Source organism: Lachnotalea glycerini (assembly GCF_003201285.1).
Classification (GTDB): Bacteria; Bacillota; Clostridia; order Lachnospirales; family Lachnospiraceae; genus Lachnotalea; species Lachnotalea glycerini.
This window is the reverse complement of the sequence record NZ_QICS01000009.1, coordinates 50,223-67,133: the sequence shown is the minus strand read 5'-3', so window position 1 is coordinate 67,133 and position 16,911 is coordinate 50,223. Positions and strand designations below refer to the sequence as shown.

At 36.2% G+C, this 16,911-nt stretch carries 11 protein-coding genes; 10 read left to right on the top strand and 1 reads right to left on the bottom strand.

Features of this window, described 5'->3' with window-relative positions; translation table 11 throughout:
- Nucleotides 1–51: 51 nt before the first annotated feature.
- From C8E03_RS15460 to C8E03_RS15435, 6 genes are all read left to right on the top strand, one after another.
- Nucleotides 52–1,638, top strand: coding sequence for a response regulator transcription factor (locus tag C8E03_RS15460; RefSeq protein WP_170123017.1), 1,587 nt, complete (start codon nt 52–54; stop codon nt 1,636–1,638).
- Nucleotides 1,639–1,838: 200 nt separating this feature from the next.
- Nucleotides 1,839–2,786, top strand: a complete 948-nt coding sequence (locus C8E03_RS15455; protein WP_094376097.1) for an ABC transporter permease — start codon at nt 1,839–1,841, stop codon at nt 2,784–2,786.
- Between the two features lie 12 nt (nt 2,787–2,798).
- Nucleotides 2,799–3,707, top strand: coding sequence for a carbohydrate ABC transporter permease (locus C8E03_RS15450; RefSeq protein ID WP_094376098.1), 909 nt, complete (start codon nt 2,799–2,801; stop codon nt 3,705–3,707).
- 73 nt (nt 3,708–3,780) lie between these two features.
- Nucleotides 3,781–5,421, top strand: a complete 1,641-nt coding sequence (locus C8E03_RS15445; protein ID WP_094376099.1) for an ABC transporter substrate-binding protein — start codon at nt 3,781–3,783, stop codon at nt 5,419–5,421.
- A 157-nt stretch (nt 5,422–5,578) separates the two neighbouring features.
- Nucleotides 5,579–9,070, top strand: coding sequence for a discoidin domain-containing protein (locus C8E03_RS15440; RefSeq protein ID WP_110291505.1), 3,492 nt, complete (start codon nt 5,579–5,581; stop codon nt 9,068–9,070).
- Nucleotides 9,071–9,166: 96 nt separating this feature from the next.
- Nucleotides 9,167–10,015: a carbon-nitrogen hydrolase family protein gene (locus tag C8E03_RS15435; RefSeq protein WP_094376101.1), complete on the top strand. Its 849-nt coding sequence runs from the start codon at nt 9,167–9,169 to the stop codon at nt 10,013–10,015.
- Nucleotides 10,016–10,116: 101 nt separating this feature from the next.
- On the opposite strand, the gene C8E03_RS15430 is transcribed toward C8E03_RS15435, so the two are convergent.
- Nucleotides 10,117–11,112: a LacI family DNA-binding transcriptional regulator gene (locus C8E03_RS15430; RefSeq protein WP_094376102.1), complete on the bottom strand. Its 996-nt coding sequence runs from the start codon at nt 11,110–11,112 to the stop codon at nt 10,117–10,119.
- A gap of 306 nt (nt 11,113–11,418) precedes the next feature.
- On the opposite strand from C8E03_RS15430, the gene C8E03_RS15425 reads away from it, so the two are divergent.
- The 4 genes from C8E03_RS15425 to C8E03_RS15410 all read left to right on the top strand — a co-directional run bounded on the left by C8E03_RS15425 (nt 11,419) and on the right by C8E03_RS15410 (nt 16,838).
- Nucleotides 11,419–12,393, top strand: a complete 975-nt coding sequence (locus C8E03_RS15425; protein ID WP_094376103.1) for a dihydrodipicolinate synthase family protein — start codon at nt 11,419–11,421, stop codon at nt 12,391–12,393.
- Between the two features lie 48 nt (nt 12,394–12,441).
- Nucleotides 12,442–13,752: an Nramp family divalent metal transporter gene (locus C8E03_RS15420; protein WP_094376104.1), complete on the top strand. Its 1,311-nt coding sequence runs from the start codon at nt 12,442–12,444 to the stop codon at nt 13,750–13,752.
- Between the two features lie 520 nt (nt 13,753–14,272).
- Nucleotides 14,273–14,959 carry a polysaccharide deacetylase family protein gene (locus C8E03_RS15415; RefSeq protein WP_094376105.1) on the top strand — a complete coding sequence of 229 codons (687 nt, stop codon included), beginning with the start codon at nt 14,273–14,275 and terminating at the stop codon, nt 14,957–14,959.
- An 82-nt stretch (nt 14,960–15,041) separates the two neighbouring features.
- A complete protein-coding gene (locus tag C8E03_RS15410) occupies nt 15,042–16,838 on the top strand; it encodes a beta propeller repeat protein (RefSeq protein ID WP_094376106.1) in 1,797 nt (598 codons plus the stop codon).
- Nucleotides 16,839–16,911: the final 73 nt, after the last annotated feature.

The window sequence follows — 16,911 nt, the reverse complement described above, 5'->3', positions numbered from 1 at the left end:
CCAATTGGGTTGATCATTTGTTTTAAGAGACAACAGGCAGAAAGGAATAGTATGCTTAAGGTATTAATTGCAGATGATGAGCCGGTTATCATTAACGGCTTAAAAAATATGATAAAATGGAATGAGCTGGATTGTGAGATTGTCGGTACAGCATATGACGGTATGGAGACATTGGATTGTTTAAGAAAAGAAAATCCAGATATTGCAATATTTGATATCTGTATGCCTGGATTGACCGGAATTGAATTGATTAAAAAAATAAATAAAGAAAATTATAAAACAAAAGTAATTTTCATCAGTGGATATCAGGATTTCTTTTATGCGCAGGAAGCATTAAAAGAAGGCGCTGTAGAATACTTACTAAAGCCTGTAAAAAAAGCAAATCTGGAACAGGCTGTTAAGAAAGCACAAATGTTGATTTGGCAGCAAAATCCAGTAACACTTTTGCAGGAAACGAAAAACGAGATTCGGGAAATATTCAGTGATATCAATAAAAATAATGAATATGCGGAAGAAGAGTTATACAATCAATTTCATGCTCTGGGGTTGGATTTTACGGATAAGTTATTTGTGGGAGTCTGCTTTTCCATCAGTAACGAGGATAAGAAGCAGCTTACTTATCACATGTATGAAAAATATGAATTAATTCGATTTTCAATTTTTAATCGCATTCAGACGTATTTTACCGATAATAGAAATGGTTTTGTCATAAAGAGAGATGACAGCAGTTGCAATATTATGATTCTTTTACCTAAGGAGAAAGTGGAAGATATGATCGCCATTTATATTGAGCCTGTGGTAGCAATGATTTTAAAAGACTATCAAATCCACATGTTTGTTGCAATTGGTGATAAGGTAACAAATATTACTAAGTTAAAATATGCTTATAAAACAGCAAAATTCGCATTTGAGCTTAAATATTTTGAAAATAAAAATCTTATTGTTTATCAAAATATAAAAAAAGAATATGAATGTTCTTTTGACGACTTTCAGCAAGTAGTTGATATAATCATCAAAAAAATCATAGCAGGAGATAAAAATATTGAACATGATTTATTGGTTTGTCTGGATATTATAGAAAATTTGCATTATGGAAATCGTTATGCAGCTATCAATCGGTGCTTTTCATTCATCGTGAATTTTTATCAGACATTAGCAGATTATAATCTGATTGATGAATCATATCGTGACAGACAGGATGATTTTATGAACACAATCAGGCTTTTGGATACATTTGAAGAAGTTAAAAATAAATTTATTGAGTATTATAAGGAATTTACAAATTCAATATTTGATGAAGTAGGAAATAAAGATAAATTAATTGTGGCCAGAATAAAAGATTATATTCAGCAAAATTACGTTGAAAATATAACGCTTTCTCATATGGCAAAACAATTTTATATGAATTCTTTTTATTTCAGTTCTTTTTTTAAGAAAGAGACAGGTAAAAATTTCAAAGCCTATTTGACTGATATTCGAATGAAAGAAGCGTTACGCTTGATTTTAAGTACTGATTTAAAGACCTATGAGATTGCTGAAAAAGTAGGGTACAATAATGTCAGACAATTTACAGATAAATTCAAAGAACTATATGATTCCAGTCCCTCCGAATATAAAAAGTCAAAATTAAATGAATGATAAGAAATATCATAAAAAGTATCACATTGTGCTTAAAAAACTGAGTTTATCGGTTGCGCATAATGTGATATTTTTTATGTATACAAAAAATGCTGTATGAAAATGATAATTTAAAATTATTTTCAGGTTTATTAATCTGGATTTTCAATTATTATCAAACTTGCATGAGTAAAGAAAGACTTGTCTTAAGGAGGAAAAGAATGAACAAAACAGCAGTCAGATCGAAGAAGAAAGGTATCAAAGGAGTAGGGCAGGAATTATTTAAGAACAGACTGCTATATACGATGATGTCTATTGGTATCGTTTGGATTTTAATATTTTCCTATCTGCCCATGGCTGGTCTGGTAGTGGCATTTAAAAAGTTCAGCTATGCTGATGGTATTTTAAAAAGTCCGTGGGCAGGTCTTGATAATTTCAAATTTTTATTTTCAAATAAAGATTTATTTAATATAACGTTTAATACCGTTTATCTCAATCTTTTGTTTATTATTTTCGGTACAATCACCTCTGTCTTTTTGGCACTTTTGTTTGTAGAAATAAGGAACAAAACTTTTAAAAAAACATCGCAGTCAATTGTTATCATTCCCTATTTTATTTCATGGGCAGTGGTAGCTATGTTCTTACAGGGCTTCTTGGGGGATCGGGGACTGGTGAATCAATTGCTGGCACATTTTGGTATGGAAAACATCCAGTTTTATAAGAATCCATCTTCATGGAGAGTGATATTAGTACTGCTTCGCATCTGGCAGGGAGCTGGATTTGGAACCATCATTTACATAGCAACGATTACCGGTTTTGATACACAGATATATGAAGCAGCAAAGATAGATGGTGCGAATCGGTTTCAGCTTATTTTAAAATTGACACTTCCAATGCTTAAAACAACAATAGTAATGCTGACACTGATGAGTATAGGAAATATTTTTAAAGGAGACTTTGGAATGATATATGCGTTGATTGGTGATAACAGCCTGATATACAGCAAGACTGATGTAATTGATACTTATGTGTACCGGGCGTTGAGAAATAATTCCAATCTTGGCTTTAGTACTGCAGTCAGTTTCTATCAATCTATGGTTGGTTTTATGATTGTTTTATTTAGTAATTGGTTAACAAGAAGAGTAGATCCGGATTCGGCTTTATTCTAAAGGAGGATGTATATGACTGAAATTGTTTTAAATAAAAGTAAAATCAAAAAGGGTAAGGACGCAGTAATTTTGGATACAATTGTGGTTGTGGTAATTACATTATTCTGCATGTTTTGTATTTTACCATTTATTATGCTAATTGCGACCAGCTTTGAAACAGAAACTAATATTGTAAGAGATGGATATAAGCTGTGGCCTAGTACGTTTACTACGCAGGCGTATGAAACAGTGTTTAAGACCGGGCAGATATTTAAGGCATATGGAGTTACCGTTTTCATTACAGTAGTAGGTACCATATTAAGTATGGCTGTAACGATAATGCTTTCATATCCATTGTCACTGAGTAAAGTAAAGTATAAAACTCCTATTAGTTTTTTTGTTTATTTCACCATGCTGTTTAATGGAGGGCTTGTTCCATCGTATTTATTAATATCAAAATACATGAATTTCAGAGATAACATATGGGTTTTAATTATTCCGGTCTTATTAAATCCATGGAATATGTTCATGTTGAAGAACTTCTTTAGGTCAATACCGGAAGAGCTATCAGAAGCAGCATACATTGATGGAGCAAATGACATTAAGATTTTAACCAAGGTAATATTACCTGTATCAATTCCAGGTATAGCTACAATTAGTTTGTTTTATGCATTGATGTATTGGAACCAGTGGTATAATGCGATGCTTTATATAGATAGTAAAGACTTGTTTCCATTGCAGTATTATATTATGAATTTAACAAGATCCATGGATGCAATAAAGGAAATGGCGCGTATGACAGGACAGTCATTCTCAAATCTTCCGAGTAATTCAATTCGAATGGCTACTGCTGTTGTAACGATTGGTCCTGTTATATTTGTTTATCCGTTTGTTCAGAAGTATTTTACTTCTGGTATTATGGTTGGTTCCATCAAAGGATGATAAGGAATGAAATTTTCTTTGCATATGAATCTTTCATAGCAAAGTGAATGATAAATAAAAGGAGGATATAGGTATGAAAAGAAAGAAAAAAATGAAAGCAACCTTGTCACTTATAATAGTGATGGCCATGCTTTTAGCCGGCTGCTCTAAATCGGAAAGCAGCAGTACTAAGGACACGGATAACAGCTCAACCTCTGAAACGTCGAATCAGGAAGCTTCTGACGCAGAATCAGAGGATATGACAACAATCAACATACGTGTCATGAATCCCGTAACAAATATAGATAAGGTTTTGGATGTATATTATGAAAAGGTAAAGGATGATCCAGTATTAAGTAAAATCAAGGTGAATATATCTTATGTGGAAGGTGCCGATTATGCTGATAAGCTTACTCTGGCAGTAACAGCGCAGGAAGATTATGACTTAATGTTTGTTGGTTCATGGCAGGGACTAAGTGATAAAATCAATGATGGAGTATTTAAAGATTTGTCGAGTTATTTTAACAATGATGCTTATCCGGGTCTGAAAGCAGCTTTTAGCGAGGACTATTTGGAAGCGAATTCCTTTAATGATAAAATAAATGCAATTCCTCTTGCAGAATCTTATGAAGATTTGAAAGGAATCGTTTATCGCGAGGATCTTCGTGAAAAGTATAATTTGCCTGAAATCACTGATTATGACACCTTGAAGCAATACTTTGAGGGAATCTCATCACATTTGGATGAGGAGGGTCTGACATCCGTATGGAATGTAACCGGATCTCAAGGTATGACAGAGTTTCAAAATCCGAATCTCTCAAACAGAAGAAGTAATATTTATATGTACAATTCGGGTGCAAAATTTTATGTAGCATTAAACAGTGACAGCACGAAAGTTCTGGATGCTGCAGTTGTGGGTGACGATGCATCTCACTTTACGAGCTTTCCAGATGGATATAATAAGGATTATATTGGCGAATGGTATGAGAGTCTGAATGACTGGACTAAGTATATCAATAGTGATGCAGTCTCAAATAGTGACGATACTTCATTTGATACAGGTCTTTGTGCAGCAACACTAGGAACAGCTACAGAATGGATGACACATACAAAAAATATTAAGAATGCTGTTTCAGACGCAAAGCTTGGCTTCTTTATCATGGATGATCAGCAAAGAAACTTTACGCCTCAAGCAACCATCAGCAATGAGCAGGCATGGAATTTCTTGTGCGTTCCCACTTGGTCAGAAAAAACTGATGCGGTTATGGCATTTTTAGACTGGATGTGGTTATCAAAGGAAAACCATGATTTGTTCCAATATGGCATAGAAGGAGAAGACTGGGAGTCAATTGGTGATAATGCGTATCGAACACTAGATGCAGAATCTTATGTAATGCCTGGATATTCCTTTACTTGGAACCCATCTTATATCAGATACGATGAAGAAGTAGTCAGTGATGAAACCGCAAATAAGGTTTATGACTACATGTACAATCAAGACTCTTATACGTTAAGTCCATTAGCTGGTTTTAATTTTGATTCATCTAGTGTAGAGAGTGAAGTCGCAACCATTAGCGCATATACCTCAGATTATAAATTTGAGTGGGCGGCATATGGAACAGATACAGCATCTAAAATAAAAGAATATCATGATGCTTGTGAAAATGCCGGACTGGATAAAATCAGAGCAGAATTAATCAGTCAGATTCAAACATTTTTAGATAGCAAAAAATAAATGAAAGAGTAAATGAAGGTATTTTAAATGCCAGATGAGGGTGTACTCTTGCCGTTATGTGAAGAGGGCAGGAGTACACTTTTTGTAATAGAAGCAAAAAATGGGAGAGTATTCTTATCATGCACGAATGATTGAATTAGAAAGGGTGAAATAGATTATGGGTAAATTTAAAAATATAAAACGAATCGTTTTTAATGCTATATTGCTACAAGCTTTACAAATGTGGGCGCTTCCTGTTTCTGCAGCCGATACAACAGTAGTTTTTACAGATTATCTACCTGCTATTACAGAGGAAACCAATGCGGAAAGTGGATTTCAACATCCAGGAATCGGTTTAAATAAGAAACTGCTTGATAATGTCCGAAATAAGGTACGAAATAAGATAGAGCCATGGAATACTTATTTTAATGCAATGCTAGAGTCATCGGCAGCCTCAGTCAGTGTTACTTCAAGTAATCAAAGCAGTTTAGACACATCCAAGCCTGGGACATACGCATTTAATAGTCAGGGGGTTAATTCAAAGTTTATATCAGATGCTTTAAAAGCATATACACAGGCTATTTTATACTATGTAACAGGAAATGAGACATATAGAAGCAATGCAATGCACATAATTCGCATTTGGTCACAAATGGATCCAGACCAATACGAATATTTTGCTGATGCATGCATACATACAGGGATACCACTTAACCGAATGACTATAGCCGCTGAAATATTAAGATATACTAGCTGTAAGACACAAGCTCTTGAATGGACAAGTGACGATACAGACAATTTTATCAATCACCTTATTAATCCTGTCATAGAAACCTTTCAAAGTGATCAGAATCAATTTATGAACCAACACAATTATACAGTTCTTGGGGCAATGTCTGGTTATCTTTTTGCCGACAACCTAGAGGGATACGAAAAGACAGTAGAGTGGTTTACAGTAAATGCAACCGCTAACGATCAAGGATATAGCGGATCAATTAAACAGTTGTTTCGATATATTGATACAGAAGCAGAGATAGGGCAGAAAGTTTCGGATGGAACTTTGGTTGAGGGACATGTACAGCACGTTGAAATGGGAAGAGATCAGGCACATGCAGGAGGAGATTTGACAAACTCTGTTATCTTGTCTCGTATGTTACTTGCGCAGGGAACGAAAGTTGATCCTGTAAATGGAACAGTATCAACTGCAGCAAATGCGGTAGGTCCTTATGAATTTTTAGAAGACAGAATTTTAGCTGCCGCCGATTATTTCTGGCAATATATGCTTGGATATGATACAGCCTGGACGAAAGTGGCATACTCTATTGCTTCCGATGAAACAGTAAAGGATACATATAACTATATTTCTCCTTCTTACCGAGGAAGATTTAATACAGCCAATTTTTGGGACTTATATTCCTATTATACTTATGTAAAAGGAGAAGATGTTGCAAAGAAAGCGCCGTATTATTACGAAGCGTTTACCAAGAAGCTTCCTTCTAACTTCTATTACGAAGGTTCTTTGAATATAAATTGGAATAATGTGGATGGTGGTGGAGATTTTTGGCTGTATTTACCGGATGAAGCCGAGGAAGATGCTGCTTTGTTTCTGGGTAAAGAACAGACAAGTCCATATATAATCGAGATAGAAGACAGATATACGGCATTTGATGAAAATTCTTGTACAAAAAGTGATGAGGATGGGACCTCTTATGTACGTTTAACAGCTACAAAAGGAGGAAGTAAAATTGCACTCCTGAATGCTTCTACCAGTAATAAAACAGTTGGATTTATGATACGGACCAATGGAACAGCTATGCTGGAGATGAGTCCTGGAATCAATGATACTTTGGTAATTCCAGATACCAGCAATGAGTGGCGCTATGTGGCTTATACAATGGATGATAACCAGTCATTGGGTGATATTTTATATCTAAAAGTAATAGGAAATGCCACGACAGTAGATCTGGATTTTCTTAATGTAAATGCAGGAGCATTATTGACACCACCAACTTTTACAGCAGGAGATACTGAGGTGAAATTAATAGCTTATAAAAATAGTTTGATTCGCTTTGATTTTACTGCTACTGATTCTTCATCATCAGATTCTATCATATATGAAGGCTATGATATACCAGACTCATCAGAGTTAAATACTGATTCAGGCTGCTTTACATGGACACCAACGAAGGCAGGAACGTATTCCTTTGTGATTGCTGCCTCAGATAAAACTACAGTTACGGCTAACAATGTTACAATTACGGTTGCAAATGACCGTTCTCTGGCAGTGCAGGAAGCAACCGCTTTATATGATTCGGATAAAATTTATGTGGAAGCTTCCTTGAAAAATTATCAGACTGAATATTCTAACACAATAGCTCTTATGGAAAGTGACTCGGATGAAGAATTTTCGCAACAACTGCAAAAATTATATACAGCGGCAAATAATCTGGAATTAGTAACTCCTTTATTAGAGAGTGATAAAAGTATTGATTACCCTGATATCGTTGAGAGTTCAACCTTTAGTACGTCAATTACTAATATGGTGGATGGAAATCCTGGCACGGGTGTTTCCTATTTATTTGCGCCGAGTAAATATCATATTCTGGATTTTGGACCTGATTATAAAGTTTCTGCAACGGGGTTTGGTTTTCAAAGCAATATTTTTGCCGATAGATTAGCAGGATCTGCAGTATTTGGTTCAAATGACAAAACAACATGGACAAGGCTGACGCCGGAATTAACTGCATTTACTCAAGACTTTCAAACCCTTGATGTGGCGGATGAATATAAAAATTTAAGTTATCGATATATTAAAATACAGTTGTTAAATAATTACCCTGATGTAATTCATAATTCAACACAAAATTTATTTGAATTGTCAGAATTTAGAATATATGGACAACGCTACGAGATTGGGAACAAAATAGAAAGCGTGTCAATTGGTTCAGATCAAAGCGTTAGCAGTAAGGTATCTTTAGGAGATACGATTAAGCTTACCATCAAAGCGACAGAAGCAATCCAAAATCTTTCCGTACAGATTCAGGGGCAAGATGCAATTGTCAGCTCAGAGGATAACATTCATTGGTTGGCAGAAGCAGTTATGGGAGATGTACCAACAGGAGAGGTCAGTTTTTCAATCGATTATGAAAAAGCGGATGGAAGCAAAGGGAATACGGTATACCAGACAACGGATGATTCTTATTTGTTTCTGGTAGACGGTTCAAAATTACTTGATGTTAATTTGCTGGCAAGTGTAACAGCTTCTGATGTTCAGTGGCCAGGCACTGGATTATCGGCAGATAAAGTTGGATATTTGATTTTTGATGGTGATATTACAACTTATGGTGATCTAAATACATCATCAGGATCGTATTATACAATAGATTTCAAAGAGGGCAAAAGCGTTGATTTAAGTGAAATTGTTCTTATGCCTAGAGCTGGCTATGATACAAGGTTAAATGGATTAATCATACAAGGTTCCAATGATAATGAAACTTGGACAAATTTAACAAATAAAGTTACAGATGCACAGGAAGGCATCTGGTACGATATTCAATATGATGATTTACTAAAACATGAGAGTTATCGGTATATTCGAATTTATAATGATGCCTCTTGGAACGGAAATGTTTCAGAAGTGGAATTTTATGGAGATTATAACAAAGAATAAATAATTATAACAGTAATCTTATGACATTATTTCAAAAAAATATAAAAAGCCTGGCAGACGTTACTGCCAGGCTAAAAAAGTAAGGAAGTATGCGGTATGAAGTTAGGTCTGATACAGACAAAACAAAATGAACTATATGATTTTGGCAATCTTGATTTACGGTTAAGCATAGAACAGGTCGTAGAATTACAAAATGAGATGAAAAATCAGACTTTAGAGCTAATCAGGGAAGCTTGTAAGAAGAAATGTGATTTCATAGTGACGTCAGAAGCAATTAATTTTTGTGGTCCTCCAAATAATATTTGCTGCAATTACACAGAGGTGATTCCATCATTGGAGGATTCCTTTTTTCAAGAGGTAGCTGCAATAGCAAAGGAGGAAAAAAAATATATTGTATTAGGAGCCTATAACAAACGAGAAGGAAAGATGTTTAATTCTACATTGGTATATGATACAAAAGGGGAACAAAAATATCAATATGACAAGGTACATCTTGCAGGTTCTGAAAATGATTGTCTGACAGCAGGTAAGGAGTATCTTGTCATGGATACAAAATTCGGGAAAATAGGTATTGCAATCTGTTGGGATATGCAGTTTCCAGAAGTATGCAGGGAATTGGTCCTAGGTGGAGCTGATTTGATCGTTTGCCCTACTTGGGGATGGGAGCAGATTTATGGTCATGCAAGAGCTTATGAAAACGGAATTTATGTAGCGAGTGCTATGTCGGTACCCTTTCAGGATAATATCAAAGGGATACGAAACCCAAGTGAAGTTGTATCCCCAATGGGTGAAATACTTGCAAGCGGTTCTAGAAATAAAGCAGAAGTGGTGACATGTGAACTTGACATCAGAGATTGTCACGAATATAAACAGTTAAGGATTTCTTGCAGACATCCAAATACATATAAACATATCAGTATGAATTATGACAATAATAACGTGTAAGCGAAATATAGATGCCATTGTTTTTCTTAGTCAAAGATACAGCACAGGGTTTTGAAAAAGTCCCCTGTGCTGCTTTGCTGTCTTTCGTGTTTTTTTACATTTTAGCTGCTTTCCCGCTCGACAAGTGAAGAGGTAAATACGAGGTGCTGAGGGGGAGTTTTTGGCTCTGTTGGAGATTCAATATCTCTAATCGTCATAAGTGCAGCTTTTAATCCCATTTCATGTGCAGGCATTTCCATCGAGGTCATTGTTGTTTCAAGCATTCCGCCGATAATATGCCCTGTAAGACTTATTAACCGTATTTGTTCAGGGACTTTTATACCTTGTTCCTTTAGTGCACGCATGGCACCAATACCCTGAACATCAACAGCAGCCATAATAGCATCCAGATTAGGATTTTGTTCTAAGAGATCCAGTGCGCATTGGTAGCCATACTCCAGGCTGTTTACAGGTGATGAAGAGATCGCGCTTGTTTCAGAAAGTCCTAGTTCTTTAAGGGCACGATGATAACCGTTATATCGTTCTTGATAAGGAGCAATCTTCATCGTTCCATTAATAAGACCTATTTCCCGGCAACCCCTGGATTCCAGATATTTCGTAGCTTCATAACCACAATTCTCATAGTTTACAATTACACTGCTTAGTGTTGTGTCTTGTTGGCGCAGGATTTGCGTGATAGTTAAGCCGCTGGAACGTATATCACGAAGCAGACGTCCGTTGTGCCCGGTTCCGGCAATAATAATTCCATCCACGAAACCATTGCGAAGGCGTGTCAGGCATTCTCTCTCCGTTTTAGAGTCATCTTCTGTGTTACAGATCAATGTGGCATATCCTAATCTTCGAGCTTCCTCTTCTATACCCTGCATAATTTCTGCAAATACGGTCATATGCAGACGGGGAACTACAACGCCAATGGTATGGCGTTTGCCCTGTCTCAGACTCTGAGCAATCACATTTGGCTGATAACCAAGTTCTTTTACCGATGCAAGAATGCGGGCTTTTGTATCAGGGTGCACATAGGATGTATTGTTAATTGCGCGAGATACGGTACTTACATCTACATTAGCCATACGCGCAACATCTTTTAAAGTCGCCATAATTCACACTCCTTGTATTACATAATATACAAACGTTAGCATATAAGCAGTATAATAAAATTATTATGAAAATTCAAGGTATAAATAAGTAAAAATAACTAATGAAAAAAAATATTAAACAAATTTATGCAAAAAATTGCATATGATATGCAATTTTTTGCAGGCTATTTGTAAAACATTGACTCCATAATTTAATCATGATATAAAATAATCACAAGATATACAAACGTTTGTATAAAAATAATATAAGCATGTGCACAATGCTGAAACAAACAAATAAATGTTGATATAAAGGAGAATAATATTATGGCAAAAGTAAAAAATTTTAAAACAATTTTTCCAGCAGTTTCTGTTCCGTTAAAGGATGATTATACAATCGACGAAAAAGAGTTTCGCACATATCTTCGTTGGATTAAAAGTTTTTATGATAAAGGTATTGAGGGACTGGTTTGCAATGGACATACAGGCGAGGTTACAGGTCTTACACGCGCTGAACGTAAACGTGTGGTTGAAATTTGCAGCGAGGAGTGCGGAGATGTAATGACTATTATTTCCGGTATTAACTGTGAGAACACTCTGGAGTCTATTGAAATGGCAAAAGAAGCAAAGGAAGTGGGTGCAGATGGAATTTTATTAATGCCTCCTCACATGTGGCTGCGTTTTGGAATGAATGAGGATGCACCATTTCAATACATAAAAGATGTAGCAGAAGGTGCTGATATTGACATTATTATCCACTTATATCCGGCTACAAGCAAAGCAAATTATCCTGTGGAGTCCCTGATTAAAATGTGTAAGGAAATCGATCACGTAAAAAGTATTAAAATGGGAACCCGTGTTACTTCTATTTATGAGCATGATGTACGTTTACTTCGTCAGGAGTGTCCGGATATCTCACTTATTACTTGCCATGATGAGACTTTATGTGTGAGTTGGTTCCCGGGAATGGATGGTGCTTTAATTGGATTTGCAGGTTGTGTTCCGGAATTGATTTGTCCGGCATGGGAAGTATTTAAAAATCCTGACAAGCATACTCTTAAGGAAGCTCAGGAATGGTCTGATCGTATTTATCATATTTCTCAGGGAATTTATGGTGGAGGACAGCCTTCAGGTGAAGCACATGCACGTCTGAAAGAAGCACTTGTACAGCGTGGTGTATTCACTTCTGGATTAATGCGCAAACCAGTATTGCCATTGGGTCAGGAAGAGAAGGATTGGGTAGCACAAGGACTGAAACGTAGTGAACTTCCGAAAGTTGATATGAGCAAATATCAGAAATAATGCCGCAGTGAACTTTGATGAGTTTACAAATTGTGAGAAGGTGGGGCTATGGAAAATTCAAAAACTATAAATTCAATTTCAACGGGTCAGGAAACTTTTGACCCGTCAAAGGTAAAGAAACTAACATTTCTTCAAATATTAAAACGAATTGGGCCTGGAATTATTTTAACGGGTGTTGTAATAGGACCCGGGAATATTACTACCTCTGCGATGCTGGGGGCAGATTATGGATATCGCATGATTTGGCTTATTATTCCTATTTTCTTTATGGGTATTACCTTTATGCTCACTACGTATCGAATTTCGATGTTGACTGGAATGCCAATACTCCATGCAATCCGCCATTATTATGGAAAAGCAGCATCTGGTTTTGTTGGAGTTGCGTTATTTTTAGCTTGTTTATTTTTTACCTTGGGAAATGTGACAGGGACAGGAGCTGGAATGAACCTGATCTTTGGAATTGACTGGAAGATTGGTGCACTTGTTATGCTGGTAATCTTATTTTACTGTTACTTTTCAAAAGGTGTTTATTCGAAAGTAGAAAAAGGTATTCTGGTGTGTATCTTGGGTATGATACTCGCTTTTTATGCAACATTAGTAGCATCAGGAGGACCTGATTTTGGAGAAATTGGTAAAGGCCTTACTCACTGGACATTACCGGAGGGAAGCCTGACTGCGGCACTGGCATATATTAGTACAAATGCAGCCGTAACCGCGGGGATTTATGGAACATATCTTGGTGCTGAGAAAAAGTGGAAAAAGGAAGATCTATTTAATGGTGCTATGTTAGCGGATGCCATTGCACATATAATTACAGTTATTTTAATTTCAGGATCAATTATTCTAGTGGGAGCGATCGTTTTACATCCACAAGGAATCTCAATTAAGGCACCTGCGCAATTAGGTGAGCTGCTTGTTCCGTTTTTGGGAAATGCTGCAAAATATGTAATGGGTGTAGCACTTCTGGGAGCAGGTTTCTCTTCTCTTCTGGGTAATACGCAAAGAGGTATGGTATTGCTGAGTGCCGGCTTTAATAAGGAAGTGGGTCTTGAATCAAAAACTATCCGATGGGGTTGTGTAGTTTGCTTGGTGGCAGCATGTGCAATTTGTTTTTCTTATGGAGGTTCTCCAACACAACTGATTTTTCTGGCCAATGTAGCAACAGCAATTGCAACACCAGTTGCAGGATTATTTATAGTACTTATGATTTGGAAGTCGGAAGTCAATGATGGGATGAAACCCCCAAGACTGTTACAAATTTGCATGACTGTCAGTTATTTATTTGCATTAGTAATGACAGCATCGGCCTTGTCAAATTATGTTCCTAAATTGATAACCTCAATTACTTCTTTGTTCTAAATGTAATGATATATAGTAAAATTTAATCTTATGAAGCAAGCTTATATTCCCACTTTTTAAAGCGGGAATATAGGCTTGCTTTGTTTAGCGTTCATGTTCCTAAAAACACCACGAAGCAGTAATAAGGTTATAAGCAGACAGCAAAATAAATAACGAAATTTTGCTTTAACTGATTCAAAAATTATATTAAAGTCAGTTAGTATAGGAGAAACCATATTTGATTATCTGTTAGATTATGATAATAGTTTGCTATTACAAAAAACCTAATATTATTAAAAATTTATATTAAATTAGGAATTATAGAGTGAAAAATATATAAATTATTAATTAATAATAAAAACTTGTACAAATTATCAATTAATGATACAATATAAACGTGAAAAATCACAAAAAATACATTGATAATGTTAAATGTCAAAATATTCGAGGGGGGACTATCATTAGAAATGCATATTATCGTGATGTAAAAACTCTTAGATACGATGTGTAACGTTATTCAATAAGAAGGGGGGGATATTGAATGAAACGTAAACTGAGTATGATACCAGCTTTTTTATTAGGCTTAACACTTGCAATTTCTGGATTTTCTACTGTCAATGCTCAAGAAGCAACAACGATTGGTGTACAGGAGGCAACAAATATAAGTGCAACTACTGCATCCAGTGGTAATGTTTACCTTACCTTTGATGATGGACCCAATAATGCTACTTCCCAAACTTTGATTAATAATCTAAAAAACGCAGGTTGCTACAAAGCAACGATGTTTGTTTGGGGAAGCAAAATTGCGAGTAATCAGACTGCATGGAAAGCCTATGTAAATTCAGGATTTAGCTTGCAAAATCATAGTTGGTCACATGCGTATATGAGCAGCTGGAGTTATCAGCAAGTCTATAATGACTTTCAACAATGCAATCAGGCAATTCAAAATGCAGGGAAAGCAAGACCTACGAAAGTAAGACTTCCGTATCTTTACAGTAACAATACGATTACGCAGGCTTGTTCTGCGTTGGGATTGTCTATTGTCACACCAACAGCTTACACAAATGACTGGAATGGCGCAAGTACGCAGAATATTATCAATGCCTGCAATAACTTGCAAGCTGGTGGCAATCCTTTGATGCATGATTCATATCAAACGACTGTTTCTGCAGTTCCTAGCATTGTAAATAACTTAAAATATCGTGGCTTTGGATTTGCACAGTATTAATAACACAAAATAATATAAAACGCTGCCTTTTCTATGGCAGCGTTTTTACTGAAATATATATAAACACTAAGGAGGATAAAACATGAGAAAGAAGCTCTGTATGATTGTACTTGTGTCTTTTCTAATGCTTGCTTTTTTATTAATGATTACGAAGAAATCCACATCAGAAGCTTGGGTACAAACAAGTGGTCCCTATGGTGGTTATGTGCATTGTTTTGCAATTGAGGGAACACATATTTATGCGGGAACCGAAGGCGGTGGTATTTTTATGTCTAGCGACAATGGAACAAACTGGAGAGAGGTAAATTTGGGTTTGATTAGCAAAAATGTCTATGCTCTTGCAATAAGCGGCACGACTATCTATGCAGGAACGAATGGCGGTGTTTTTGTCTCTGATATAAACGACATAAGCTGGAATTCAGTTGATTCTGCATTAACCAATACAATTGTGCTCTCACTTGCCGTTAATAATAAAACAATCTATGCGGGCACCAGCAGTGGCATCTTTTGCTCATTAGACAATGGTACAAGTTGGCAAACAGCAAATAGAGGATTGACCTCCATAAACGTTAATTCACTTGCAGTAAGTGGCGAAAATATCTATGCAGGAACTGAAGATGGTGGTGTTTTTTTATCAAATGACAATGGCACAAATTGGAGTCAGATTAATTCAGGATTGACTATGATGCAAATTAATACCATTGCAGTTAGCGGTACGAATATATATGCGGGAACTTATGGTGGTGGCATGTTTTTATCCATCGATGGTGGAGCTAGCTGGGAAGCCATAAATACGGGGTTGACCAGTAAAGAGATTTATTCCCTTGCAATAAGCGGCAGCTATATCTTTGCGGGAACCGAAAAAGGAATATTTCTATCCTCTAACAATGGAGAAAGCTGGAAGTCAGTTAACTCAGGTCTGACCAATCAATTTATTTATGCACTAATTGTTCATGATTCAAAAGTTTATGCAGGAACGAATGGTGGTGGAGTTTTCTTGTCCTCAGACAATGGTGCCAGTTGGAATACAGCTAATACGGGACTTTCCAATACCCATATCAGCTCTTTTGCAATAAATGAAACTACAATTTATGCAGGATCAAACGGCGCAGGTGTATTTATTTCTGATGATAATGGTACAAGCTGGAGAGAAGCTAACACAGGTCTGACAAATCCCTATATATTTTCTCTGGCAATAAGCGGCTCTAATATCTATGCAGGGACAAACGGTGGTGGCATTTTTCTATCGAGCGATAGCGGAGCAAGCTGGAAAGAAGTTAATGCAGGTCTGACAAACCATAATATTTATTCTCTTGCAGTGAGTGGTACAAATCTTTTTGCCGGAACGTTTGGAGGAGGAGTATTTGTATCAGATGATCAAGGGAACAACTGGAGAGAGGTTAATGATGGGCTGAAAAATTTAAATATAGGGTCTTTGGCAGTAAGTGGTACGAATCTCTTTGCCGGAACGTTTGGAGGAGGTGTATTTTTAACATCTGATAATGGGATAAGCTGGGATGCAGTTAACAATGGACTTTCAAACACTCAGATTTTTTCGCTTGCGGCAAGTGACACATTGGTTATAGCTGCTACGCCTGGTGATGGAGTGTTTTTATCAAACAATGATGGGACAGGCTGGCGGTCTGTAAATTCTGGTTTGACCAATACAAATATTGATGTGTTAGCTTTAAGAGAATCAACAATCCTTGCGGGTACTTATGGCGGAGGACTTTTTCTTTCCACAGATAATGCCAAAAGTTGGAATGAGGTCGGTCTAGGTCTAGAAAACCTTGATGTTTACTCCATTTGCATAAGTGATAACAATGTTTTTGCCGGAACTAGCGGCAGGGGTGTTTGGAAATGGAAGTTACCAAAATAGAATAATCCAATCAGTAATTCAAAAGCAAAAAAGGCGTCTTGTATGATTCAAGCGCCTTTTTTGTTCATTTATA